Origin of the sequence: Acinetobacter defluvii, assembly GCF_001704615.3 — a bacterium.
GTDB classification, from domain to species: domain Bacteria; phylum Pseudomonadota; class Gammaproteobacteria; order Pseudomonadales; family Moraxellaceae; genus Acinetobacter; species Acinetobacter defluvii.
The window spans coordinates 472,279-498,223 of the sequence record NZ_CP029397.2 but is presented as its reverse complement, the minus strand read 5'-3'; the positions used below and the strand labels follow the sequence as shown (position 1 = coordinate 498,223).

Genomic DNA, 25,945 nt, shown 5'->3' with positions numbered 1-25,945 from the left:
TTGAGTGAGGAGTTATTAAAGTCATCATTCTTGATTTTGTAACGCATCCTTCAACCCTTGCGGTACTTCACTTTCATTGGCAACCTCTTTTACAATTGCCTGCCCCACGATCACCTCTGTACCATTAAAGGTCATCGTAGGCGAACCATACAGTTCATAACCGTCATTTAATGCCTTGGTCACCCTTGCACAAAAATTCACATCATCCCTACCTGTCAAATAACGATAAACTTTCATAGTCATAATTCATTTTTTAAATTAAAATCATTTTAACGCTATGCGAATAATTAATATACGATTAAATAGATAAAAGCATATTTAAAAAAATAGCAACGCAGAAACAATATCTTAACAATTTAAAGTAGGCAGTTTAAGAATAGTCGCCTATGATCAAAATGAGAAAAACTTCATCAAAGTTTAAGGATTTGTCTGAATGTCTAAGAATTCAAGTACACCCGGTCGCCGTTTTATGAAACTTGCAGGTATGACCGCAAGTATCGCCACCAAAACTGTGTCCAATTCTATTCGTAATTTTAATGCTGATGAAGACAAAAAAAACGAAGCTCGCAGTAAACTTTTTCAAGACATCGGCTTACAAATTGCGGATACACTTGGAGAAATGAAAGGCGCGGTCATGAAAGTTGGACAGATCGCTTCTCAGTACAAAGACATTTTCCCACTAGAAGTTGCCAAAGCCATTGCAAAGTTACAACGCCAAGCTCCTGCAATGCCTTTTGCTGAAATCAAAGAACAAGTTGAAAAAGAGCTGGGTAAACCTTTAGATCAAATTTTTAGTCACTTTGAAGAACAACCATTTGCCGCAGCTTCAATTGGACAAGTCCATAAAGCAACGCTACCCAATGGTGATCAAGTCGTCGTGAAAGTGCAATATCCAGGGGTAGATGAAGCCTGTGAAAGTGACCTTAAACAAGTCCGTTTAGCTTTACGTTTAATGGGCGTTTTGAAAGTTGATAAAAAACTACAAGATCGTTTGTTTAAAGAGATTCAAGACAGTTTATATGAGGAACTCAACTACGAAATCGAAGCACAAAACTTACAAGTTTTCCGCACCTTTCACCAAGCCTTAGATCGTCAAATCATTATTCCTCAAGTTTTTCCTGAGTTTTCTAGCCGTCGTATTTTAACGTTAAGCCTAGAAAAAGGTGAAAGTATTGAAACAGCCAGTACATGGGATTTGGAGATTCGCAACCAAATTGGTGAACGTCTAATTCGCGCTTTGGGACAAGAAATATTTTTCTTAAAACGTTTTCATTGTGACCCCCACCCAGGCAACTTCGCCTTTCGTGAAGATGGTAGCGTGATTATTTATGACTTTGGTGGAGTGAAAACGCTGTCTAATGAAATTATCCAACACTTTAAAAACTTAGTTCGTGCGGGTCGTAAAGCGGATATTCGCACCATTGAAAATGAATTAACCGCACTGGATGCTTTGGCTGAAAAAGATAAATTTCCTGAAGCGTTATACCAAGAATGGCTTGAGGTTCTATTACGTCCGCTGACCACACACTATGATTTTGCTGAAAATTCTGCGCATCATGATGGTATGAAATTGGTGAAAAAATCCTTGAAATATTGGGATGTTTTCAAACCTTCACCGGATACCCTAATGGTCAATCGTACCATTTCTGGACATTATTGGAATTTGATTCAACTGAAAGTATATGACGATTTAAGTGATTTATTTGAAGAGTTATTACCTCAGCAAGATTAAGATTATCGCAATTTTTGATTCAGTCTATTTTAAGAATGATATTTTAAAGTAAACTTAATTTGAAGCCTAAACACATCCTCCAGTTTAGGCTTCATTTTTTTGTTTCTTCATTTACAAAATAATTTTTTAATATTCGCATGCACATTTTAAACACTCAGAATTTACTTTACATTTTATATGTTATGTTATAACATTTTACTAAATACAAAAATGATTGGAGTCTACCATGCGTCCGAATATCCATCCTGAATATCGCCAAGTTCTGTTTCACGATACCAATGCCAATGCCTTTTTCTTGATTGGCAGTACCATTCAAACCAAACAAACACGTGAATACGAAGGTCAAGAATATCCTTATGTGGCTTTGGATATCTCGAGTGCTTCCCATCCGTTCTATACAGGTGAAGTACGTCAAATCAATAATGAAGGTCGTATCGCAAGCTTTAATAAACGTTTTGCACGTTTTAAACGCTAATTGTGCGCTCACATTTGAGTTACATGATTTAGCCCTAGCCTAAAGCACTCCTCCCTTTAGGCTATTTTTTATCTGCTATTTAGCATGATTTGAAAAACATAAAATCCTATCGCCAAGCACACCACACCACAGACCACACTAGAAATGCTATAAGCCAATGCGATGGGTAACTGTCCTTGTCGAATCAATTGAAATGTTTCCAAACCAAAGCTTGAAAATGTAGTAAAGCCACCCAAAACGCCTACCATCAATAAAAGTCGGGCTTCGTTGTGTAAAATGGGATATCGCTGGCTTAAGGCAAAAAAGATACCCGCCAAGAAGCAACCGAATAGATTGACTGACCAGGTTGTCCAAGGAAATAAACTGTGTGGTTTAGAAATAATGAATCCAGCGCCATAGCGCAAGCTTGCCCCTATTGCCCCACCGCATGCGACGAGTAGCCAATTCATTTGCACAGCACTCCTGATCATTATGTAATTGTGTATAAGTTAAACTTTATCCACAGGTATTAGGGTTCTTGTGTATTTACGCAACAGGATATTCATTCTGTACATAAAAATCTAAGGTTGGCACAATAAAAGCAAAAGCGTCCTGTGGGTTTACTCCCCATTCTTCAAGCAATGGACAATTCACTGCCACTGCTTGAGCGGATTGAATTTTATCAAAATCAAAAGGCATAAGGATATCGCCTTGTGACATTTTGCTGGGCTGATCCACCCATTCCACCCAAGCATGCTCTTGATCTACCAAATAACAAACCGCTTCATCCCAAGAATCAAACAATGTTTGCCATGCAATAGGCAATTGTTGTTCATCATTCAGCTGTACCGAGCTTGAGAGTTGGTATCGAGCATCGATTGATAGTTGGGTATGGATTTGTTCTGCGTGTTGTTGATGGTGAAATACTGTTGCACATTGCGCAGGCATTGCATCACTTGCCAAACGCCCACTTAAAACATACAACAATTGATCTACCGCAACTTGCTCAAAAATTACGGTTTTCTCTTGTTGTTTTGGATCAATATAAAAACGCCAATTACTTTGCTGAGGAGAGGGCATGAATTTGCGTAATTTTCCTAAAAAGGAGAATCCAAAATGTTCATGTTGGTAAGTTAATATGGTAAAGATCGTTTTACCTTGTTTCTCCCAAAGCTGTACCTGTGCTGGATAACGAGAACGAACGTGCTCAATGTCTACCAACCAAGACAGATAGACGATATTTTTAACTTGGCTTTGCAACTTTAAAAAAGGTAAAAATCGCATCAATACACGACGAATTTTTAATAAAAAAGTCAAACTTAAAATAAAGGCAATACAGGATTCGACCCAGTTACTACGATGATTTTTGTAGGTATGCCGACTCATTCTCATCCCCTTCACACTGTTTTGATGTTACGGGGGTTTCACCCATCACATGGAAATCTAAGTTGGGTATAAAAAAACATAAGGGTTGACTATCAGCACTTATACCAAGCTCAGCCAATAAAGGACAATCCAGATGTTGTATTTCCAAAGCACGGATTTGTTCAAAATCACTGACGATTTGGATATTTCCTTGGGAAAGCTGCTGTGGTTGATCGACGCACTCTACCCAAACATGTTCTTGCGGAACAAAAAATGCTAAAGCATCCTTCCATTCAGGAAATATATTAGCCCACTGCCCTGTGAGCTGTTTACCTTCAACATTTTTTAGTTTTACATCTAAACAATAACGTTCATCCATATGAATTTTTGCATGAATATTTAAATCATGTGCAGTAGTTTGTACCTGATGTTGAAAATTTGGATCATATTGCGCAGGCATTGCATCACTCAACACTCGACCACCCATGATATAGAGCATTTTATCCACCACAATTTGTTCAAATATCACTGTCTTCGGCAGCAAATCATCTGCCAAATAAAAACGCCAATTGCTTTGTCGTGGAGATGGAAATATCTTCCGAGCTGCCCCAAAACAATGAAGCCCAAAATGATGATGGTGATAAAACAAAATACTAAAAATCGTTTTGCCTTGATGTTCCCATAAGCGAATCGGCTCTGGAAAACGTTGTTTAACCAAATCAACATCAACCAACCATGACATATACACCGTATCTGTTGCTTGACTTTCAAGGCGCAAAAAAGGTAAAAAACGCATCAATCCACGACGTAAATTTAATATTATTTTTGAACGAAGCAGTCGCCCAAACAAACGGAAAAAAAGCTGGTGTTGTTTAAATTTAAATAAGTGGCGATTCATAAAGCATCTATCATTGTATTTTTATCGTGTAAGTCATTTTTATCTTAGCAAAAAATCAAAACGAAAGTATTTTTTTATATGGAATAATGATATTGCACACCCCTATTTTTAGTTATGATTTGGCAACCTCTATTCTGAATATAACTTGGAAACTCACCTATGGCACAACAACTTTTAGCACAACTTCAAGCAGGCGAAATAAAATTTGCTGATGTGATTGCATTTATTGAAGCACGTTACCAGCATATCCCCACTGCATTTCAGAATGGTCAACAGTACAATACTGCGACTGAAAATCAAGGCAGTGCTAAAGTTTTTTCATTTGCCAAACTAAATGGCTTAAATCACCACCAAACCTTAAGTTTATTTGCCGAACATTATGCGTCTGTGCAGGCTACACCTCAAGCTACTGACCATCAAAATATTCGCCAGTTTATGCAAAATGGTTGGGATGGGATCAAGTTTGAAGGCACAGCTTTAATAGCTAAATAATCTATTCAAATCATGACACTCCCTCTCCCTTTGGGATAAGGAGTGAAACGCCACAAGCGAATGAGGGGGTCAATCACGGGCGTTCATCATACTGCGGTAAACCATCACAAATCGTTTCCCATTCCGCTTTATATGCAGTAAAAATATGTTGAGTTGGCTTCTGCTCAAGGGGGGTATCCAAAGTCCCGATTCTCAACCGATACGTATCAGGTGTTTCTGCTTTAATACTGATAATGGGTGAAGCACATTCACTACAGAAACAGCGTTGTGTCGTTTCACTTGACTGATATTTCTTCAGTAATGTTTCACCTTGCACAATTTTAAAATCAGCCTTTTTGATAGGTGCATTGGTCGCAAAAGCGGTACCATTTGCCTTACGACAACGACGGCAATGACACTCGATAATATCCCCAATTTGGCCATGAATTTCATAGCGAATGCCACCGCATAAACAACTTCCTGTGTATAATTTTTCCGCAGACATGCACTAAATCCTAAAATATAAAACCATTTCAAATTAGCATATATTGCAAGAGTTAATCTAAATATAATTTTATTAAATTGTTGTTCACTTCATTAAATACTGATGCACACCATTCCCTGCTGCACGACCTGTCGCAAAGCACGCTGTCAGTAAATAACCTCCCGTTGGCGCATCCCAGTCCAACATTTCCCCACAACAAAATACATGCGGATTAGATTTTAATTGTAATTGTTCACTCAGAGCATTTTGTTTGATCCCCCCTGCACAACTAATAGCTTCTTCAATGGGGCGAAATCCTGTCAGTTCAACTTTTAAGTGTTTAATGTGATCCGCTAATTCTTCCGTTTGATGCCATAAAGATTTGTCTACAATTTCACGGATGAAATTAGACTTTACAATATCTAAACCCGCTTTACGCCAAATATTGGCTGTTGATTGCTTCTTTGATGCTTGTAATTTTTGAACTAATTGAGACATGCTGAGATCAGGCAACAAGTCTAAATATAAACTCATATTTTTGTGCTGCTTAAGCTGCTGTCTTAACGCTCGTCCTTGCTTATAAATCAAACCACTTTCCAACCCATAGTGCGTGATGACAATATCGCCTTGTGTTTTACCGCATCCCTTAACCCAAGCATCAACACGTTTTAATGGCTGTCCAAAAACAGGCTGCATAAACTTAGACCATGCTTTTTCAACCCCTGCATTGCTGGCTTGAAAAGCTTCGATCTGTGCTTGATCAAACCATTTTTGCCACGCTCCATCACTGCCTAACTGCGACCAAGACACTGCGCCACAGGCTAAAATAATTGCATCAAAATCTTGTGTGGAGATTTGTTCAGATTTGAGATTTTGAATGGTTAGTGTGTGCTGTTTTAAATCTAAAATTTGATGCCGATAATGGAACTGTATTTTATTTTCAATTAAACGTTGCAACCAAGCACGCAGTAAAGGCGCAGCTTTCATCTCATTAGGAAAGATTCGCCCTGAACTGCCGACATAAGATTCTATTCCTAAACCTTGCATCCACTGTCGAATCCAAGTGGCATCCCATTGCTTGATCCATGGACTGAGCCATTCGACTTGATCATAACGCTGCACAAACTGCGCAACTGGCTCAGCATGAGAAATATTCAGCCCTGTTTTTCCCGCCATTAAAAATTTGCGTGCTGCTGAAGGTTTTTGCTCATACACATGCACCTCATAATCAAATGCACTCAACACTTCAGCAGCCATTAACCCTGCAGGTCCAGCCCCCACAATGGCAATGCGCTGCTTACTTGACATTTTTGGGCTCAATTACTTGGGTATTTTGCCCTTGTAAAGGTTGAAAGCCATCAAAACGTGTTGCATAGTTTTCAGGTTTAGAGATAACCAACTGCTGGCACAACTCTCCACGTTCTAAATATTTAATCTCAAAATGAGTCCGTGCTGAATCAGAGGCAATCACTTGTTTCTCATACGGTAAATTCCAGACTTTTTGTAGTTGTTGTTCGGCTTCTACAATATATTCAGGAATATTACTGGCTAAAGTAATCGTACCGTGGGTTTGTAAGCGAGAAATTAAAAATTCAAAAAATGGCATATTCAACCAGCGTTGTGCTGGGTTATGCGGTTCAGGATTTGGATATAAAATAAAAAAATGTTGAACTTGCTGCGGATACAAAGCATGCACCACCCAAGGCAACGCATCCGCATGAATCGGTGTTAAATTATCTTGACCTTCGAGTTGATGCTGTTTTTGCATGGCTAGAAATTTTTCACGGGTTCTTTCTACAGCGACTAATTTAAGTTGCGGATTTTGCTCAGAAAAAAGTAAGGCATGTTTGCCTTTACCTGCACCAATTTCCACACAAATTGGACTATTTTCAATAGATTGAAAATCACGTGGCGCATGCATACGCTGTGCTTGAAATTGACGAATCGGCATAATCAGATCAAACTAGTAAAAAACGGCACAAGTCTAGCAAGTCTTATGCACTTTGCCTATTTCACTTTGCAAAATGAGGATTAAATCATGCCACGCACTTTTCCATGCCCACGTTGTGGTGAAGCGAGCACTTGGGAAAATAATGAATTTCGTCCATTTTGTTCAGATCGTTGTAAACTAATTGATCTCGGTGCTTGGGCGAATGAAGACTATAAATTACCGACAGAAGATGCGCCTCCAGCAGAAGATGGAGAACCGTAGGTAATATTTTATTACAATATAACAAACCCGACGTAAACAGTTTGCATTATAAATAAACAATACTCTTATAAATTATTCTTATCTTATTACACTTCACTGGTCGTAATTGAGAAAAATTATGCTTCTTATATTAAAAATTAGTTTCACTCTTCTTCTTGTTTTCAGCTTATTTTTTATTGGTTTAGGCATTTATGCGGCTGATGGTTTATTCTTTGCAATCGCATTTCTCTTTATTATTGCAACGCTTTTAGTGGGCTTAGAAATCCGTAAAAGGTTTTCAAATCCTTTTGAATAAAAAGTTCAAAAATCTTATTCACCGATGTCAATAAGATTTCTTTCCTTTATATTTTACCATTCAACCATTTTAAATTGACCTATTAGCCTGCCTGACCTGCAACAAATGGATTATGTTGCTTTTCAAAACCGATCGTACTCATTGGACCATGTCCTGAAATAAACTGAGTTTCATCAGGTAAACTAAAACACTCTCTTTGAATCGAGTCGAGCAGTTGCTGATGATTTCCTTTAGGAAAGTCGGTACGACCTATTGAGCCTTTGAACAACACATCGCCTGTCCACAGTACGCCATATTTGGCATTATAGAACATCACATGTCCAGGTGTGTGCCCTGGTGCAAAACGCACTTCAAACTCTTCTTCACCTAGTTTCAGAACTTCTCCGCCTTCCAGCCATTGATCGACATGCACCGCTTCTGGAATAGGAAAACCATAACGTGCAGAAACTTCTTTGATCATGTCTAACCAGAAAGCATCTTCTTTCTGCGGCCCAATCACAGGAACATTCCATTCTTTAACCAATGCACCGACTGCACCAGCATGATCTAAATGCCCATGCGTCAACCACAAGGCTTTTACAGTTAGACCGAGTGCCTCAACTTCTTTTTTTAACTTTTCAGGCTCACCGCCTGCATCGATCAATACCGCTTCTTTACTTTCACTGTCCCAAACGATCGAACAATTTTGAGCAAATGCAGTAACGGGTACAATTTTAACTTGCAACATATTCTTTCCTTAATTTGGCTCAAATGTACTAAATGTTGTGCGCAAAGGCTCTAAATTTGCCTGTAATAATTGCGCTAATAGTTCAATGTGTGCAGCATCATTATTTAATGCAGGGATATATTGGTAAGACTGCCCACCTGACTGTAAGAATAGTTCTGCATTTTGTAATGCCAATTCTTCTAAAGTTTCCAAGCAATCTGCTGAAAAAGCAGGACTCATAATCTGTACCGATTTAACCCCTTGTGCTGCCCAATCCTGTAATACTTGATCAGTATAAGGCTTCACCCATTCTTGCTTACCAAAACGAGATTGGAAACTAATTTGCCATTGATCATCTTTTAAATTTAAGGCTTGTGCTACTTTTTGTGCAGTTACATGACAACGTTCCGCATAAGGATCACCTTTGTCCGCATAAGGCTGTGGAATACCATGAAAAGACATTAATAATTTTTCAGCTTGTCCATGTTGTCGCTGAAATTTCAAAACACTATCCGCCAGAGCCTGGATATATAAAGGATGTTGATAGTAATCACGAAGAATCGTCAATGCTGGCAAATTACGTTGGGTCAATACCCATTTTGCCACCGCATCATAAAGTGGTGCGGTTGAGGTTGCTGAATACTGTGGAAATAACGGCAATAAAATGATTTGATCATATTTTTGTGATGCTGCATCTTGTAACGCCTGATTAATTCCAGGATTACCATACGTCATTGCAGGAACGACGTGCAGATCCAACTGCGGGTTTTGTACAAGTAAACGTTGTTTTAAAAGTGCTGTTTGCTGCAATAAGATTTCTCGCATAGGCGAGTCCTTCATCCATACTTGCGCATAAGCATGTGCCACTCTTTTAGGACGAAAAGGTAAAACAAAAGCATGTAAAATGATTTGCCAAATAAATTTAGGAATTTCAATCACACGCCCATCAGATAAAAACTGCTTTAGAAAGCGTCGTACAGCAACTTCAGAAGGTTCATCAGGCGTTCCTAAATTAGCAACAATCACTAATACCTTGGGTCTAAAAAGCATGATTTTTTAACCTTATTGAATCAATCTATGCAGTCAATGTATCAGAACTTCAGGCATTTTTTTAACAGATCAAAAAACATTTATTTAAAAAATAGAAGAATGTTTCCCAATCATTTGTGAACCTTCTAACAACCTTAAGCCTTTGTTGGTTATTTGCCACAACATACGTTGTCGATCATCCCTTCCTACTGGCGCAATCCAGTCATTTTGACGCATTTGTTGCTTAATGGTATGTAAGGCACGAATATTGATCTGCGCTCTTGCAACAGCATGCGCTCTAGGCATAGACACTTGCACATCTGCCAAACCCGTTCTATTTAAATATTCATTCAACACTTTAGAAAAGCTATCTTCTAAAGTTGACTCTCGAAACTCAACCGATAAAACTTTTAAAATCTCAATCCATGTCATTTCACGAATTGGATTCATTTCCTTAAAGTTACCATCCTGATAAGCATGCACACGATAATCAAAATTAAAGACATCGTGAATAGAAACCTTAGGTAGGGTTAAAAATGGATCGACTTCTTTACGTTCCTGCGTATTTTTAACTTGTGCCAACTGCGTTTTTAAACGATCAATCTCATCTTGTAAAACTTGGATATTTTGTGGACGTACCCAGCCAACCACAGGATAACGCTCTAACATTTGTGGCATATAAGAACGCACACTAAGTTCTAAATCCCTCAATGTACGATAAGTGACCACTTGCTCGACTTCTTTTTGTAATTGATTGCGAAATTCGTAAAATTTTTCTTTTAAGTCAGCACGAGACTCTTGTAAAGTTTCTTCACGCAACTCAGGTGCTTCATGCAAAAATACAATCACTGGTTTTTGTTTAGTGACTGCGTAGATATATTCTAAATGCATATAACTCACACCAGACACGGATTGCTCACCGTACTGGCTACCTAAAAGCAATAAAACATAATCACAATCATCAATTTGCCGACGAGCAAAAGCCGTACTCAAAGGTGTACGCTGCTCTAATCCCCAAGAAAAGAAACCCATTCCGATGAGCGTTTGTGACACGATCATACGTTCTGGTTGCATATCTCTACCAGAAGTTGTAATAAACACCTGATAACGTTTGTCGAGCATAGGTTAACCCATCCTTCTCATATAGCTTAAATATTGATCCGCCCCAAACAGATCACGAAGTTATATGCCCTACACTTATAAATATAAATAAAATTAAAACTGTCTTAATTTCATATGTTGGACTGCCTACTGCAGTTTATCAATAACGTCACAAATTGACCATGAAATTTTTTCTTGAATTAAATGTTTTAGGACTGGTGTTAAAGTATCCGCATTATGACCACTCACATAACAGCTCAGTTGTGTTTTATTTTGTAATGGCAACTCTGATAATAGATTATTTTTAATTAAAATTCGTGCGGTTTGCCGAGCGACAGCAAGCCCTGAATCCACTAGAGTTAACTGATCGCCATAGAGATTTTGAATGGCATTTTTTAAAAATGGATAATGCGTACAACCTAATACCAAATAATCTGCCTGCTTTGCCAATATGGGGTCTAAAACATTTTTTAATGCAGTTTTACATTGTTCACTGTTTTGTAACCCGGCTTCCACAAAAGGAACCAGCTCTAAACAAGTGACAGGCATCACATCTACACCCGAAGGTTCTGCAAAACGTAATACCACATCCTTGATCAACTGACCTCGAAAGGTGGCAGGTGTAGCAAGCACAGCCACCACCTTAGACTGGGTTTGCAACACCGCTGGTTTCAATGCAGGCACTAATCCCACAATGGGGAAATTTTCACCATAATGCTCACGCAAAAAATCTAAACTAAATGCAGATGCAGTATTACACGCGACTACTGCAATTTTGCAGCCTTGTCGATATAACCATTCAATCGCCTGTGCAGTTAACTCACGGATATTTTGATCATCTCGTGCACCATAGGGCACATGTGCAGTATCGGCATAATATAAAATACGCTCATTCGGTAAATAGTTGGCAATCTCCTGCGCCACGGACAATCCACCTATGCCTGAATCAAAAATACCGATTGGTGCATCTGCAGATGCTTTTGGCATAGGATTTTCTAAAGGATATAAAGGGAGAATGGCACGCATTTGATCCACTATTTGTATGAGTCAAAATATTAAGCTATCAAGCTTAAACCTCAAGTGCCTAATTGCAAGTGCAAATCACCACTTGTTAACGATAAAATCGTGTCGCCTTGCGCATTTTCAAGCAATTCACCATATTCAATTAAGTGAAAAAATGCAGCACGTTGAATTAAAGCATTTATGCCAAAGCGTACATGCACATAAGGTCGGGCTTCGCCTTGGAACTCTCGCATAAAAATAGGATGCGCTGCATCGACAATAATCACATCTTGATTGGTTGTGGTCAGTTGTAAATATTTTTTATTTTCAACCTCTACTTGCTCAACAGTGTTGATAAATAACGGTTCATCCTCAACCTCAATTTCGATTTGTTCAACAGGTGTTTTTAAGTAGAACTTTCCACTTTCTTTCCAAAGCACACTACTAAACAGGTCCAATAAGGCTTGCCGACGAATCAATTGACCTTCGTGCCACCATTCACCGTTGGCTTTTACACACAAATCCATTTTGCCACAATGCTTTGGCTGCCACTTCTGCAAAGGAGGAATTGACCTTTTGTGACCCAACTGTACAGCTTTTAGGTATTGTGCTATGTCCATTAAGTTTTTATCATCAGAATCTAGTGATTGATTCACCTCTGATGTTGAATTATTTTGATTTACCATGGTTTATGCCTTGCTGACCAAAAAATAATACGACTCAGCCAATTGGCTAGATCAAGGTTTATCCCTATACTAGCGCAACATTATAAAAGGTACGATAACAGAATTGTACCGCGTAATTAAGAACACTCATGGCAGCACCGATTTTTTTATTGTAATAATGAAATGACTACGGTTGCCACCTTTAGACATATGAGGAGTCCTACATGGAACACATCGAACGTGAATCGATGGAGTTTGACGTAGTGATCGTAGGCGCAGGTCCTGCGGGTCTTTCTGCTGCGATTAAAATTCGTCAATTAGCAATTGAAAACAACCTTCCAGACCTTTCGGTCTGTGTGGTTGAAAAAGGCTCTGAAGTTGGTGCGCATATCTTATCTGGTGCTGTACTTGAACCTCGTGCAATCAATGAACTCTTTCCAAACTGGAAAGAAGAAGGTGCGCCTTTAAACGTGCCTGTCACTGAAGACCACACCTTCTTCACACTCTCTGCAACAACGTCTAAACAAGCACCGCATTGGATGGTACCAAAAACCATGCACAATGAAGGCAACTATATTGTTTCTTTAGGCAATGTGGTGCGCTGGTTAGGAACTAAGGCTGAAGAGCTTGAAGTTTCAATCTTCCCTGGTTTTGCTGCATCTGAAATCCTTTACCATGAAGATGGTTCAGTAAAAGGTATCCAAACAGGTGACATGGGCATCGGTAAAGATGGTGAACCTACGCATAACTTTACCCCTGGTTATGAGTTACATGCAAAATACACCATTTTTGCAGAAGGCTGCCGTGGTCACTTAGGTAAACGCCTAATTGCCAAATATAATCTTGATCAGGACGCTGACCCACAGCATTACGGTATCGGGATCAAAGAACTTTGGGAAATCGATCCTGCAAAACATAAACCAGGTTTAGTGATGCATGGTACAGGTTGGCCTTTAAATGAAACGGGTTCTTCAGGCGGTTGGTGGTTATATCATGCAGAAAACAACCAAGTTACTCTAGGTCTGATTGTGGATTTATCTTACCAAAATCCACATATGTACCCATTTGCAGAAATGCAGCGTTGGAAAACTCATCCACTGATCAAACAATATCTTGAAGGCGGTAAACGTATCTCTTATGGTGCGCGTGCGATTACCAAAGGCGGTATTAACGCATTGCCTAAATTAACTTTCCCAGGTGGTTGCTTGGTGGGTGATGATGCAGGTTTCTTAAACTTCGCAAAAATCAAAGGCTCACATACTGCAATGAAATCAGGTATGCTCTGTGGTGAAGCTGTATTTGAAGCCATTCAAGCAGGTGTTGCAAAAGGTGGCGAAGTTGGTTATGCACGTGTTGTTGAAGGTGAAGATTTCTTCATTAAAGAACTGACTTCATATACTGACAAGTTTAATAACAGTTGGTTAAAAGAAGAATTACACCGTTCACGTAACTTTGGTCCAGCGATGCATAAATTTGGTCAATGGATTGGTGGTGCATTTAACTTCATCGATCAAAACATTTTCCAAGTGCCATTTACTTTACATGATTTAGTGCCTGACTTCAGTGCCTTAAAAACAGTAGATGCTGCAACGTTTAAACCGGATTATCCAAAACCAGATGGCAAATTAACATTTGACCGTTTGTCTTCGGTGTTTGTATCAAATACAGTGCATGAAGAAAATCAGCCAGCGCATTTAAAACTTACTGATCCAACAATTCCTGTAAACGTCAACTTACCGAAATGGGACGAGCCTGCTCAGCGCTACTGCCCTGCGGGTGTGTATGAAATCATGGAAAATGATGATGGTTCTAAGCGTTTCCAAATCAATGCTGCAAACTGTGTACACTGTAAGACTTGTGATATTAAAGACCCATCACAAAACATTACTTGGGTAACCCCTGAAGGTGGCGGTGGTCCAAACTATCCAAATATGTAATTTGGATAGCCATTACACAAGGCTCAGAGTTGAATAGCTGATCCATCTGAGTTAGATAAAATACCTCGATACCATCGGGGTATTTTTTATTTCTGGATACTTTCCCAAATATCAGAATATTTGCTAAACACCATGATTGTAGGTCCGACTGCCGATTTTACTGCACCATGATCTTGAATAATATAAATTACATAGTCGTGGCAACGATATACATAAGCATTGTCTTGGGCTTTCCATCCTACTTTTGGAAGATTAGAATGCTTTAAAATATTTTGCTTAAATCGTTCTAAATCTGTTTCATAAGTTGCCAAAGGACCATCTAGAAAGCTGGCACTAAATGAGGTAATAATCTGCTTTTTACTGTCAAAAGCGATGTGCCCGAAATAAGTCACTCCTACTTTTTTGGCAAGATCATCTACCCCGTCTTTAAACTCAAAACGCTCATGATCATCACCTAACACCTCAACACTTGCTGTCGGATGTTGCTTTTTAAACTCAAAAATAGGTTGCGCCAGTCGGATACTCGCCACTTCAATTTGTTGCATTGGAAGCGCACACGGTTTAGCCCAGACAGCTTGCAAGATGCTCAAAGTAGTTAAAATAAATGACAAAGCTGTTATTTTTCTCATTCGGTGCATATGATCTGCTCATTTTTATTAACATGAATGTTAGCTCTAGCAACTTTAAAAACTGCTTTTAACCTTTTTGCACCAAATAATGAAACTCTTTATTGCCATTTTCATCCAATTTTTCTTCTTGTAACAACAACTCATGCCCCAAGTGCATACAGAACTTTGGAATATCCCATGAAGTGGAATTATCCGTTGCAAAAACCTCGACCACATCACCCGATTTAGATTTACGAATGGCTTGATGTAACATCATCACAGGCTCAGGACAACGCAAACCACGAGTATTAAGCTGGATGCTCGGTGTAGGCAACTGTTCAGACATGTTCATTCTCAAAATCAGAAAAATAGTCATTGAATTTTAACACAAACTGAATTTATGAATAAGCGCTGTAATTTCTCTACAAAATGACGCATTGTTTCATAGAATCAATGCATTTATTCGATAGACATCTTTATTTTCTAAGGTATGATAAAATTCGATTATTTGATATTTAGAGTCTTTAGGAAAGATCATGCACGAGGAATCAGGCACGTCGTGGGGAATGCGTGGCTTACGCAAATGGTTAGGCACTGCACCCGAAACACGCGATGAACTGCTAAAACTAGTACAAGATTCACGTCGTTTTTTAGAACCCGATACTGTTGCTATGTTAGAAGGCGTTTTAGACCTTCCTGCAACCAAAATTCGTGAAGTCATGACCCCACGTACTGCAATGGTGAGCTTGCAAGAAGACGATCAATTGCTCGATATTTTGCATGTTTTGATTGAGTCTGCTCACTCTCGTTTTCCTGTATTTTCAGCAGATCAACCTGAAAATGTGGTGGGCATTTTACTTGCCAAAGATTTATTACCTTATTTAACTGATCGTACGATTAAAGTCGATGTGCATAGCATTATGCGTCAGCCATTATTCGTCCCTGAAAGTGCGCGTTCTGACCAAGTGCTACGTATGTTAAAAAACACCCAAACACATATTGCGATTGTGATTGATGAATATGGTTCAACCGCAGGTTTAGTTACTTTAGAAGATATTTTGGAAGAGATCGTGGGAGAAATTGAAGACGAACACGACAATGTCGATGAAGAAGCACAATTTATTCTCCCCGACCCTTCCCATAACACAGCCAATGCATGGATTGTACAAGCACTTACACCAATCGAACACTTTAACAATGTTTTAGATGCTGATTTTTCTGACGATGAAGTAGAAACTATGGGCGGTCTATTGCTTCAAGAAATTGGCTTGGTGAGTGATTTACAAGGTCAAGTAATTGAACTTGATGCTTGGCAATTTACCATTATTGAAGCAGATGCCCGCACTATTCATCTGATTCGAGCTGTACGTAAATGAGAGCCTACTTTGACAAATTGCTGAAACCATTAGAACAACAAAAGCAACTTCCTTTTATTATTCCATTTTTAATCAGCCTCATCTCAGGTGCAGTGTTTAGTTTTGCACTCGCACCTTTTCATTGGTGGTGGTTGGCAATTTTATCACCTGCTTTACTGTATGCCTGCCTAAAAGGGCGTAACCCAAAACAAGCTTTATTTTTAGGTTGGAGTTACGGTTTTGGTTTATGGTTTGTTGGGGCATTTTGGCTGTATACCTCGATCCATACCTATGGAGACACCAACGCTGTTTTAAGCGTCTTGATGATTGCGATTATGGCTTTGGTGATGGGCTTATTTACCGCTGTACAAACATGGTTGTATCGACGCTTTTTTCCAGAAACGCCGCTCACTTTTGCACCGCTTTGGGTGGCATTTGAATGGACTAAAACTTGGGTCTTTACAGGTTTCCCATGGTTGTTTGCAGGTTATGCCTTTACGGAACGCTTCTTAGATAGTTATGCACCATTGTTTGGTGTCTTTGCTGTGTCTTTTGTGGTCATCATCCTTGCTTGTGCTTTGGTTGAGATTTTACATCGCAAACTAATTTGGATAATTCCCTCCACCTTGTTATTACTTGGCGCATGGGGTGCATCATTCATTACGTTTGTACAACCTAAAGCGGAAAAACCACTGAGTGTTTCGCTGATTCAAGGTAACATTCCACAAGATTTAAAATGGTTAACTGAATACCAAGTTAAAACTTTACAGATTTATGTTGATCTTACCCGGAATGAATGGGGGCGTGATCTGATTGTTTGGCCCGAATCTTCGATTCCTTTATTTCAAAGTGATATTCCTGATTTTTTAAAGATGATGGATCAAAGAGCCAAACAAACAGGTTCAGCATGGGTTACAGGCATTCCATATTGGGACTTAAAAGAGTCACAGCAAGTCGGTCAGCCAATGTATTACAACAGTATGATGGCATCTGGTGCAGACTCCTCAGGTTTGTATAAAAAACAGCGCTTAGTACCGTTTGGGGAATACATTCCTTTGTCTGGTTTACTCAGTTGGGTGTTGCCTGCTTTACAAAATGATCCTTCAATGAGTGGTTTTTCGCGTGGTGAAAGCGACCAAAAACCCTTTAAAATCAAAGATCATAAACTTGCAGCAGCGGTTTGTTATGAAGTTGCCTATCCAAATTTGACGCGTCGTAATGCAGAAAACAGTGACTTTTTGGTGACCGTTTCAAATGATGCTTGGTTTACAGGTACCGCAGGTCCCCAACAACATTTACAAATGGTACAAATGCGTGCCAAAGAAAATGGGCGTTGGTTTATTCGTGCCACCAATACAGGCGTAACGGCTTTTATTGATCACAATGGACATATTGTGAAACAAGCCCCAATCGATCAAAAAGCGGTGTTACGTGGTGATTTACCTGCGATGCAAGGTGAAACGCTCTATACACGTTTAAGTGATTGGCCAATTTTAATTTTGTCATTGCTTTTGTTAATCGTAGGATGGATTTATCGTCCACGTAAAGTTGATGTGAGTTTTAAGTCTCGACGATAAACTCAAAAAAACCTCTCTTAGAGAGGTTTTTTTATGGCTTATAATAATTTTGTACCCAATGGCACCTCCGCATCAGGCACACAAAGTGCTACATGCCCATCCGTATTATGAAAACCTGTCACCAAACATTCTGATTGGATCGAACCAATTTGTTTTTTAGGAAAATTGATCACTGCGACCACGAGTTTTCCAATCAAATCTTCTATTGAATATAAGTCTGTAATTTGTGCACTGGACTTTTTAATACCAATCTCAGTCCCAAAATCCACATGCAGGATATAAGCAGGTTTGCGTGCTTTGCTAAAAACTTCCGCTGATCTAATTTTCCCAACACGTAATTCAACTTTGAGAAAGTCGTTCCATTCAATGTGTTGCATAACTTCACCTTATTTTCATTTTTCATATTCACTGTGCTATTTTAAACTACAAGAAAAATAACACTTAAGGCAAAACGGACAAGAGATCATGTTAAATGGACAATGTTTATGTGGCAGTGTGCAGTTTCAACTAGCATTAAACGATATTGAATTAATTTACCAATGTCATTGTAGTTTATGCCGAAAACAATCAGGTACACACGCTAATCATGCTAGTATGCTCAAAGTTGAAAATTTTGCATGGACGATGGGTCAAGACCACATCAAAACCTATAAAAAAGACACAGGATTTACATCATCATTTTGTCAAAATTGTGGCTCACCTGTCCCTAACCGAATCGGGCAACATCCCTATATGTGGATTCCACTCGGTTTGATTGACAGTGACATTCAACCCAAACAACGACTTAATTTTTGTATGAGCTCACAAGCAGCTTGGGAGAAGAATACACACTATATAGACTATTCTAAACTGCCAACCTGGGACGAATTGAAAATGCTTTTTAAGTTGGAATGAATTTTTATTTCAACGACAATTTTTTATAGCAAATTAAAATAAAAAATGCTGATCATGTCATCACATCATCAGCATTCAAATTTGGTTTTCACACTCAAAATCTTAAATTTGTGTTGCCAAATAAGACAACATGCCTGCCAAGAACAACATTGGCAAATAACGATAAATTTTTACTAAAAGTACATCAGATGCCGATAAATGAGCAAAATTGAATTTAGACACTGTGGCATTTAAAGCATGATAAAAACTAATAATCGCAAGTGAACTAAATACACTCATGCCTAAAAAGCCCATCATAATTTGGCTATTGGCATCTAAGTCTTGCCATACATTAAAAAATACTTGACTCATTGGCAATAAGCTCAAAATCAAAAGAACAGATTTGAGCATAGACCAATGAAATTGATTAATTTCATCTGATAAAAATAATGCTTTCATCCTATTCTCCTAGTAATCTGATCGCCTTTAGAGAACATTATGCAAGCTTTTAAATAAATAAAAAGTCTATTTTTATCCATCATTTAACTTTCTTGTAACTATTCAATATGGAAATAATTCTTATTATATCTCTCAACAAATACATTTATAAATTATTAAAAAATATCAATACATTACTATTAACTTCGGAACTAAGAAACATTATCACTTCACTCAATATTGATTTACTCGATTCAGTGAAGTGATTATTTCCATGATTTTAAATCAAGGATTAAGGCGTGTAATAAATATCTGCATCATTCCCTTCACCACCTTGTTTACCATCTGCACCAAAAGAATATAAATCAAATGGGCGACCTTCAGAACCTGGGATGACATATTGCACATCATTTTCCCAACTGTCTTTTGGATAACCACCTTTTAAGTACCCGCCTGGCATCCAGTTTTTAGCATTCGCAGGTTGATTTACTAACGCATCCAAACCACCTTCTTGTGTATTTGGAAAATGCCCATTGTCCAATTTATATTGATCTAAAGCACCTGCAACGCCTTTTAAGGTAATTTTCGTGGTGTCCACTTTGGCTTTCTCACCACGTCCCATTACATTGGGTACAATTAATGCTGCTAAAACACCCAAGATTACAATCACTACCATTACTTCAATGAGTGTAAAACCCGATTGTTTGTTGCTCTTCATTTTCCGTTGCATTGCAATTCTCTCTTTACACAATTCATTCTAAAAATAATTAAATTCTTGGCTTAAATCATATTGTTCATATTGACGATTGGCAACATCACAGCGATCACGATCACTAAAACGATACCTGCCATAAACACCAACATTAATGGTTCTAACAATGCCAACAATGTTGAAATAAAAGTCGTCACTTCTCGATCCTGCATATTCGATGCACGTTCTAACATCCGATCTAACTCACCTGACGCTTCACCACTTTTAATCATTTGCACCATCATCGGAGGGAAATAGCCACAACGTTCTAATTGTGTTGCCAAGTTTCCACCTTCTGTGACTTTCTCAGCAGCAATATTCACCGCATCTCGAATGACCCAATTACTACTCACGGCTGCTCCAATTTTTAGAGCATCGACTAAGGGTACACCTGATTTTGTTAAGATCGACAAGGTACTGGCAAAGCGTGCTGAGTTTATACCACGTGATAATTTACCAAATAATGGCAGTTTGAGTGTTAAACGGTCAAAAGCATAATGCCCTGCTTGTGTCTTTAAAAAACGTACTAGTAGAATCAGTCCTAATACACTTGCCACTAACACAAATGGCCATGACGTGCGGATAAAGTCACTGGCTTTCATTAGAGCCACCGTAATCCAAGGCAACGCTTGCTTACTTTGATCAAAAGTTTTAACGATGTCAGGCACGACATAGGTCATCAAGCCCATCACAATGCCAAAAGACATCAGCATCAAAATGATTGGATAAATCATGGCACCTTGTACTTTCTTTTGCATGGCAAAACGGTTTTCGGTGTAGTCGGACAATTGATCTAAAATTAAATCTAAATGTCCTGAGCGCTCACCTGCGGCAACCGTTGCAATATATAAATCAGGAAAACGTCCTGACTGCTGCATGGCTTGTGCTAAGGAATGTCCTTCCAAAACTTTAGCACGTACCGCCAAAAGTAAATTTTGCACATGCGTTTTTTCACTTTGCTTGGCAACCGCACGCAAAGCCTCTTCTAAGGGAATAGAAGCTGCCACCAGTACCGAAAGCTGACGTGTCATCAAAGCCAGATCATACGCTGAAAACTTTTTCTGAAATAAACCCGAACTTTGGGTTTTATCTTTTTGCTCAACAGCATCAACTGTGACAGGAATCCATTCTTTGTCCCGCAATTGTTGTCGTATTTGACGTGCTGAATCTCCCTCCAACACGCCTTTTTGCTGCTTTCCTGAAGCATCAATGGCAGTAAATTGATATGCAGGCATTATAATGCTCTAGTTTTCCAAAATTTTTGTGTCTTTTGCAGTTGCATTAGACCCTTAAAATCATTCATATTCTGAACAGTTATTCTAAGATATGTATGAATGCTACACTCTACCATAAGCACAAACCGACACGATACTTTTTCATTCAAGTGTAATTAATCATTTATGCCAAATTCAGAAAATATCAACGTAACACCACAAAACATCATATATCGTGTACGGGTCGCAGTACCTGTATTTTTATATGATTGTTTTGACTATAAAGTCAGTGCTGAACAATATGCGCAGGCAGATGTCGGTATGCGTGTTGCAGTATCTTTTGGTCGGCAAAAGCTGGTTGCAATTATTACTGAAAAGTTAGCAATAGATACCCCGATTGATCCTCGCTTTCAACTCAAATCAGTGACTGAGTTTTTAGACGATCGTGCGATTTTAAATGACAAAGTTTTAAGTTTGTTGACATGGGCTGCACACTATTACCAATTTCCTATCGGTGAAGTCATGCAAACAGCTTTGCCTATATTATTACGTCAAGGCAAACCCTATAACTTACTGGCACGGATTTGGAAAGTGTTAGACTTAAATGCCGAAGACAAAGTCAAACGCTCTGAAAAACAACAAGAAGCCTATAAAATTTTAAAGTTACATCCACAAGGTACACAAGAAAATATTTTAAATCTGAGTGGAATCGAAACTGCAACCCTGAAAGCATTAGAAAAGAAAGAAATTATTATTTGTGATTTAGAGCCACAAAACTTTAAGCCTGAACCTGTTAGTTTGGCGCAAATGCCACTCACTGCCAATGAAGATCAGAAAAAAGCCATTCAAACTATTTTAAAAGCACAAAAAAAATATCAAGCATTTTTACTGGATGGTTTAACAGGCAGTGGTAAAACCGAAGTTTATTTACAAGTCATGCAAGAGATTTTAAAACAAGGCAAACAGGTCTTAGTACTTGTGCCTGAAATCGGCTTAACCCCCCAAACAGTCAGCCGTTTCCAATCTCGTTTTCATTGTAATATTGCGCTACTACATTCAGGTTTAAATGATACTAAGCGTCTACAGGCTTGGCAACATAGCGAAACTGGTAAAGCGTCTATTATTTTAGGAACACGTTCTGCGATCTTTACCCCAATGCCTCATTTGGGTTTGATTATTCTAGATGAAGAACACGATCTTTCGTTCAAACAGCAAGACGGTTTTCGTTATCATGCTCGAGATGTCGCACTCTATCGTGCCCATCTGGAGAATTGTCCGATTATTTTAGGTTCTGCTACACCAAGTATTGACAGTTATTTTCTCGCCCAACAAGGCAAACTCACTCGCTTAGAGCTAAATCAACGTGCTGGTACGGCCATCATGCCTAAAATGCATGTGATTGATTTAAAAATCAGTAAAAAAACCGCAGGTTTAAGTGAGCAACTGATCAGTGAGATTGGCAAGCGCTTAGAGAAAAAAGAGCAAGTACTGATTTTTCTCAATCGGCGTGGTTATGCGCCTGTACTGATCTGTGAAAGCTGTGGTTGGCAAGCCAATTGTCCTCATTGTGATGCACATTTTACCCTACATTTAAAGCCGTATTCACACTTACATTGTCATCACTGCGGCACCATTAACCGCTTACCTGACGCATGTCCTGCGTGCAATCAAAATACTTTAAAGCCGATTGGAATGGGCACAGCCAAAGTTGAAGAAGCTTTAAATGAGCTATTTCCAAAATACCCAGTGGTACGTGTAGATCGGGATTCAATCAGTCGTGTCGGCAGTTGGCAGAAAATTTATGACCAAATCCAAAAAAGTGAACCGACGATTTTACTTGGTACGCAGATGTTGGCAAAAGGACATCATTTCCCCTATGTCACTTTGGTTGCGATTTTAGACATAGATGCTGGCTTACTCAGTGTTGACTTTCGAGCAACTGAACGTACAGCGCAGTTGATCGTGCAAGTGGCGGGTCGTTCAGGACGTGGTGAGAAAAAAGGTGATGTTTATTTACAGACCTTACGCCCAGACCATCCGCTACTAAACATATTGTTGGATAAAAATTATCGAGCTTTTGCCAAACAAACCTTAGCAGACCGAAAAATAGCAGAAATGCCACCTTATCGTTATGCCGTTTTACTGCGTTGCGAATCGAAAAGTCAGGATGAAAATCAAACCTTCTTGACAGAAATGACGCAACAATTACGCCTCAATAGTGAGGAAAATTTGATTGATATTTGGGGACCGATTCCTGCACCAATGGAGCGTAAAGCAGGTCGTTATCAAGCCCATGTTGTACTGTTATCGCATGACCGTGCCAAGATGCATTTTTATATTCGTCAGTGGTGGCAATATGTGCTTCAGCAAAAACCTTCTCAGATGAAACTGACGATTGATGTAGATCCGCAAGAGTTGAGTTGATTTATATATAAAAACCCTACCAAACTATAAAAAACTTTTAATTTTATAAGATTCAACACCGTTATTGCGATCACGTGAGGCGACATGGATGTCGCCATGTTGGAACAAGATTCAGGGATGAACCTTTGCTCCAACAAAAGGGTTTTGTTACTTTTGCCCTGTCAAAAGTAAGGCATTGCCTACACAAATTAATCTAAGTTGTTCATGAAATATGTGGCTGTGCTGAAAGTAAGGATTCATTTAGAAAATCTAAAATAGAAGGTTGATACATGTTTTCATTACATTCTTTTTCATACAATATTCTTTATATAAAAACATTGTACTTATAGAACACTCTATCTCAGTGAAAGTACTGAGCAGATTTCAAATTCAAGGTACAATTTCCAAAGTAAAAAATTAGGACAGCTCAATGTCACCGTTATTGCAAATAACTATCTTTTTGGGTGCTGCGTTATTATTTGTTCCCTTAGGCAAAAAACTCGGCATCGCCACAGTCTTAGGTTATTTATTTACAGGGATTTTACTCGGTCCGAGTGTTTTTAATATTGCCCGCGATCCTGAAGAAATCATGCACCTTGCTGAGTTCGGTGTGATTTTACTGATGTTTCTCATCGGGCTTGAATTACGACCACAACGTCTTTGGGAAATGCGCCAATCTATTTTTGTGATGGGGAGTTTGCAAGTACTCGTGACAGGTATTGTGCTCATGGGCACAGCATTTTTATTATTACAACAATCACTTTCTGCAAGCTTTGTCATTGGATTTGCATTAGCACTTTCCTCTACCGCATTTGTACTGCAACTCTTATCTGAAAAACAACAACTGAATACCACACATGGTCAGCAGTCCTTTTCAATTTTACTGTTCCAAGATATTGCTGCGATTCCGTTACTTGCAGTTATTCCCTTGCTTTCTGGCGCTGAATCTACACATCACGGTATTGCTTATTTCGCCGCAATCATTGCGACATTTACAGGGTTATTTTTATTTAGCCGTTATGTGATGCGTCCGTTTTTCAGATTTGTAGCAAAAAGTGGCGCAACCGAATTGCTTACTGCTGTGGGTTTATTCATTGTTCTAGCAGTTGTGTTGCTGATGGACAGTTTAGGCATCAGTACTACTCTAGGGGCATTTTTAACTGGCGTGCTGTTGGCAGATTCAGAGTTTCGTCATGAAATTGAAGCCAGTATTTCCCCGTTTAAAGGCTTATTACTCGGCTTATTTTTTATGACTGTGGGCATGACCACACAGTTGAATTTATTGGTCGATATTCCTGTACAAATCATTGGCGCTGCTTTGTTGTTGATTGTCATCAAAATGCTAGTCATGACAGCGATTGCTCGATTTAAGAAAATAAGTTGGTCAAATAGTTTGATGATCGCAACCTGTTTGGCACAAGGTGGGGAGTTTGCTTTTGTGGTGTTGAGTGTTGCCAAAAGCGAAAAAGTCCTCACTGCTGCAATTGTAGAACCGATTACTCTGGTGGTAACTTTATCGATGGTCTTTACGCCAGTCATCTTTTGGCTTGTGGGGACATTTATTTTGCCATTATTCGATAAACCTCAAGCACCCCATTATGATGAGATTCCAAATCAGCATCCACCCTTGATCATCGCAGGTTTTGGGCGTGTGGGGCAAATTGTGGCACGTTTGGCGCACATGCAACATTTTTCATTTACAGCGATTGATCAGAGCTTACAAAAAATAGATTTTGTTCGTCGTTATGGCGGTACATTGTATTATGGGGATGTAACCCTACCTGATATTTTGCGTGCAGCAGGGATTGAGCAAGCCAAAGTCTTTGTCCTAGCAATTGATGATGTTGAGGACTCGATGAATGTCGCGCGACATATTCGTCTGAATTATCCAAATCTCACCTTATTGGTACGTGCTCGTGATCGTTATCACATGCATTTATTACGTGACTTAGGGGTTAAACATATTTGGCGTGAAACCTATTTAACTTCTTTGGGTATAGGATATCGGACTTTATGTGCGTTAGGTTTGGACAAATCTGCTGCTTATGACAGCATTGAATTGTTCCGAAATTATGATGAAGAACTGCTCTCTCGCCAGCAACGCATTTATACCGATGAACAAAAAGTCTATGAAAGTTATCGTGATTTCTTGTCTGAACTTGAACATTTATTTGAGAGTGATGCCGAAGCCACACAACATGATCCGAAGCAATTTCAAGACAACCCTGACTTAGATGAGTCAGGCTTGGAACGCAAAACTGTTTTAGCACAGCATCCTGAGCATATTCGTATCAATGATGAAACAAAAAACTCATCTGATATTCAACATTAAATGGCTTGTGATTTAGAATATCGTCACCATTTAAACAGGGATT

At 38.9% G+C, this 25,945-nt stretch carries 29 protein-coding genes; 11 read left to right on the top strand and 18 right to left on the bottom strand.

Annotation, left to right across the window (positions count from 1 at the left end):
* Positions 1–24: 24 nt before the first annotated feature.
* On the bottom strand, positions 25–237 hold the full coding sequence (locus tag DJ533_RS04695; RefSeq protein ID WP_065994053.1) for a DUF1737 domain-containing protein: 213 nt from the start codon (positions 235–237) through the stop codon (positions 25–27).
* A 196-nt stretch (positions 238–433) separates the two neighbouring features.
* Here DJ533_RS04695 and DJ533_RS04690 point away from each other — a divergent pair, with 196 nt between their 5' ends.
* Together DJ533_RS04690 and DJ533_RS04685 are read left to right on the top strand one after the other, a co-directional pair.
* Complete coding sequence (locus tag DJ533_RS04690) at positions 434–1,732, top strand: ABC1 kinase family protein (RefSeq protein ID WP_065994052.1); 1,299 nt, start codon at positions 434–436, stop codon at positions 1,730–1,732.
* A gap of 226 nt (positions 1,733–1,958) precedes the next feature.
* The gene (locus DJ533_RS04685; RefSeq protein ID WP_065994051.1) at positions 1,959–2,207 is read left to right on the top strand and encodes a type B 50S ribosomal protein L31; all 249 of its coding nucleotides are present in this window, start codon (positions 1,959–1,961) and stop codon (positions 2,205–2,207) included.
* A gap of 68 nt (positions 2,208–2,275) precedes the next feature.
* Here the strand turns inward: DJ533_RS04685 and crcB are convergent, their stop codons facing one another.
* From crcB to DJ533_RS04670, 3 genes are all read right to left on the bottom strand, one after another.
* Entirely contained in the window at positions 2,276–2,656 is a 381-nt protein-coding gene (crcB, locus tag DJ533_RS04680; RefSeq protein ID WP_065994050.1) for a fluoride efflux transporter CrcB, read from the bottom strand.
* Positions 2,657–2,732: 76 nt separating this feature from the next.
* A complete protein-coding gene (locus DJ533_RS04675; protein WP_065994049.1) occupies positions 2,733–3,572 on the bottom strand; it encodes a DUF2071 domain-containing protein in 840 nt (279 codons plus the stop codon).
* Positions 3,541–4,449, bottom strand: a complete 909-nt coding sequence (locus DJ533_RS04670; protein WP_065994048.1) for a DUF2071 domain-containing protein — start codon at positions 4,447–4,449, stop codon at positions 3,541–3,543. The genes DJ533_RS04675 and DJ533_RS04670 overlap by 32 nt, the downstream gene beginning before the upstream one ends.
* 159 nt (positions 4,450–4,608) lie before the next feature.
* Between DJ533_RS04670 and DJ533_RS04665 the strand changes: the two genes are divergently transcribed.
* Positions 4,609–4,941, top strand: coding sequence for a HopJ type III effector protein (locus DJ533_RS04665; protein WP_065994047.1), 333 nt, complete (start codon positions 4,609–4,611; stop codon positions 4,939–4,941).
* A 73-nt stretch (positions 4,942–5,014) separates the two neighbouring features.
* On the opposite strand, the gene DJ533_RS04660 is transcribed toward DJ533_RS04665, so the two are convergent.
* From DJ533_RS04660 to DJ533_RS04650, 3 genes are all read right to left on the bottom strand, one after another.
* Positions 5,015–5,425, bottom strand: coding sequence for a GFA family protein (locus DJ533_RS04660; protein ID WP_065994046.1), 411 nt, complete (start codon positions 5,423–5,425; stop codon positions 5,015–5,017).
* Positions 5,426–5,509: 84 nt separating this feature from the next.
* Positions 5,510–6,712, bottom strand: coding sequence for a TIGR03862 family flavoprotein (locus DJ533_RS04655; protein WP_065994045.1), 1,203 nt, complete (start codon positions 6,710–6,712; stop codon positions 5,510–5,512).
* Positions 6,702–7,361 carry a class I SAM-dependent methyltransferase gene (locus DJ533_RS04650; protein WP_171488591.1) on the bottom strand — a complete coding sequence of 220 codons (660 nt, stop codon included), beginning with the start codon at positions 7,359–7,361 and terminating at the stop codon, positions 6,702–6,704. The genes DJ533_RS04655 and DJ533_RS04650 overlap by 11 nt, the downstream gene beginning before the upstream one ends.
* 81 nt (positions 7,362–7,442) lie before the next feature.
* On the opposite strand from DJ533_RS04650, the gene DJ533_RS04645 reads away from it, so the two are divergent.
* Both DJ533_RS04645 and DJ533_RS18625 read left to right on the top strand, forming a co-directional pair.
* Positions 7,443–7,616, top strand: a complete 174-nt coding sequence (locus DJ533_RS04645) for a DNA gyrase inhibitor YacG (protein WP_065994043.1) — start codon at positions 7,443–7,445, stop codon at positions 7,614–7,616.
* Between the two features lie 118 nt (positions 7,617–7,734).
* A complete protein-coding gene (locus tag DJ533_RS18625) occupies positions 7,735–7,911 on the top strand; it encodes a hypothetical protein (RefSeq protein WP_171488530.1) in 177 nt (58 codons plus the stop codon).
* 82 nt (positions 7,912–7,993) lie between these two features.
* On the opposite strand, the gene DJ533_RS04640 is transcribed toward DJ533_RS18625, so the two are convergent.
* The 5 genes from DJ533_RS04640 to DJ533_RS04620 form a co-directional block, all read right to left on the bottom strand.
* The gene (locus DJ533_RS04640; RefSeq protein ID WP_065994042.1) at positions 7,994–8,638 is read right to left on the bottom strand and encodes an MBL fold metallo-hydrolase; all 645 of its coding nucleotides are present in this window, start codon (positions 8,636–8,638) and stop codon (positions 7,994–7,996) included.
* 9 nt (positions 8,639–8,647) lie between these two features.
* The gene (hemH, locus tag DJ533_RS04635; protein ID WP_065994041.1) at positions 8,648–9,667 is read right to left on the bottom strand and encodes a ferrochelatase; all 1,020 of its coding nucleotides are present in this window, start codon (positions 9,665–9,667) and stop codon (positions 8,648–8,650) included.
* An 84-nt stretch (positions 9,668–9,751) separates the two neighbouring features.
* On the bottom strand, positions 9,752–10,768 hold the full coding sequence (locus DJ533_RS04630; RefSeq protein WP_065994040.1) for a DUF4062 domain-containing protein: 1,017 nt from the start codon (positions 10,766–10,768) through the stop codon (positions 9,752–9,754).
* Positions 10,769–10,894: 126 nt separating this feature from the next.
* Complete coding sequence (gene murI / locus DJ533_RS04625; RefSeq protein ID WP_065994039.1) at positions 10,895–11,773, bottom strand: glutamate racemase; 879 nt, start codon at positions 11,771–11,773, stop codon at positions 10,895–10,897.
* A gap of 50 nt (positions 11,774–11,823) precedes the next feature.
* Positions 11,824–12,435 carry a DUF1285 domain-containing protein gene (locus DJ533_RS04620; RefSeq protein WP_065994038.1) on the bottom strand — a complete coding sequence of 204 codons (612 nt, stop codon included), beginning with the start codon at positions 12,433–12,435 and terminating at the stop codon, positions 11,824–11,826.
* A gap of 203 nt (positions 12,436–12,638) precedes the next feature.
* Here DJ533_RS04620 and DJ533_RS04615 point away from each other — a divergent pair, with 203 nt between their 5' ends.
* Complete coding sequence (locus DJ533_RS04615; protein WP_065994037.1) at positions 12,639–14,351, top strand: electron transfer flavoprotein-ubiquinone oxidoreductase; 1,713 nt, start codon at positions 12,639–12,641, stop codon at positions 14,349–14,351.
* 86 nt (positions 14,352–14,437) lie between these two features.
* Here the strand turns inward: DJ533_RS04615 and DJ533_RS04610 are convergent, their stop codons facing one another.
* Positions 14,438–14,989 (bottom strand): hypothetical protein, encoded by a 552-nt coding sequence (locus tag DJ533_RS04610; protein ID WP_228716512.1) that lies wholly within the window; start codon positions 14,987–14,989, stop codon positions 14,438–14,440.
* 58 nt (positions 14,990–15,047) lie between these two features.
* Entirely contained in the window at positions 15,048–15,305 is a 258-nt protein-coding gene (tusA, locus tag DJ533_RS04605) for a sulfurtransferase TusA (protein WP_065994036.1), read from the bottom strand.
* Positions 15,306–15,495: 190 nt separating this feature from the next.
* Here tusA and DJ533_RS04600 point away from each other — a divergent pair, with 190 nt between their 5' ends.
* Both DJ533_RS04600 and lnt read left to right on the top strand, forming a co-directional pair.
* Positions 15,496–16,335, top strand: a complete 840-nt coding sequence (locus DJ533_RS04600) for an HlyC/CorC family transporter (protein WP_065994035.1) — start codon at positions 15,496–15,498, stop codon at positions 16,333–16,335.
* On the top strand, positions 16,332–17,891 hold the full coding sequence (lnt, locus tag DJ533_RS04595; protein WP_065994034.1) for an apolipoprotein N-acyltransferase: 1,560 nt from the start codon (positions 16,332–16,334) through the stop codon (positions 17,889–17,891). Before DJ533_RS04600 ends, lnt begins: the two co-directional genes overlap by 4 nt.
* Before the next feature lie 38 nt (positions 17,892–17,929).
* Here the strand turns inward: lnt and DJ533_RS04590 are convergent, their stop codons facing one another.
* The gene (locus DJ533_RS04590) at positions 17,930–18,268 is read right to left on the bottom strand and encodes a tRNA-binding protein (protein ID WP_065994033.1); all 339 of its coding nucleotides are present in this window, start codon (positions 18,266–18,268) and stop codon (positions 17,930–17,932) included.
* Between the two features lie 88 nt (positions 18,269–18,356).
* Between DJ533_RS04590 and DJ533_RS04585 the strand changes: the two genes are divergently transcribed.
* Positions 18,357–18,785: a GFA family protein gene (locus DJ533_RS04585; protein WP_065994032.1), complete on the top strand. Its 429-nt coding sequence runs from the start codon at positions 18,357–18,359 to the stop codon at positions 18,783–18,785.
* Between the two features lie 102 nt (positions 18,786–18,887).
* On the opposite strand, the gene DJ533_RS04580 is transcribed toward DJ533_RS04585, so the two are convergent.
* From DJ533_RS04580 to gspF, 3 genes are all read right to left on the bottom strand, one after another.
* On the bottom strand, positions 18,888–19,223 hold the full coding sequence (locus DJ533_RS04580; protein WP_065994031.1) for a hypothetical protein: 336 nt from the start codon (positions 19,221–19,223) through the stop codon (positions 18,888–18,890).
* 271 nt (positions 19,224–19,494) lie between these two features.
* Complete coding sequence (gspG, locus tag DJ533_RS04575) at positions 19,495–19,932, bottom strand: type II secretion system major pseudopilin GspG (protein ID WP_065994030.1); 438 nt, start codon at positions 19,930–19,932, stop codon at positions 19,495–19,497.
* Positions 19,933–19,982: 50 nt separating this feature from the next.
* Entirely contained in the window at positions 19,983–21,188 is a 1,206-nt protein-coding gene (gspF, locus tag DJ533_RS04570; RefSeq protein ID WP_065994029.1) for a type II secretion system inner membrane protein GspF, read from the bottom strand.
* Positions 21,189–21,353: 165 nt separating this feature from the next.
* Here gspF and DJ533_RS04565 point away from each other — a divergent pair, with 165 nt between their 5' ends.
* Both DJ533_RS04565 and DJ533_RS04560 read left to right on the top strand, forming a co-directional pair.
* Positions 21,354–23,591 carry a primosomal protein N' gene (locus DJ533_RS04565; RefSeq protein ID WP_065994028.1) on the top strand — a complete coding sequence of 746 codons (2,238 nt, stop codon included), beginning with the start codon at positions 21,354–21,356 and terminating at the stop codon, positions 23,589–23,591.
* A 409-nt stretch (positions 23,592–24,000) separates the two neighbouring features.
* The gene (locus DJ533_RS04560) at positions 24,001–25,902 is read left to right on the top strand and encodes a monovalent cation:proton antiporter-2 (CPA2) family protein (RefSeq protein WP_065994027.1); all 1,902 of its coding nucleotides are present in this window, start codon (positions 24,001–24,003) and stop codon (positions 25,900–25,902) included.
* Positions 25,903–25,945: the final 43 nt, after the last annotated feature.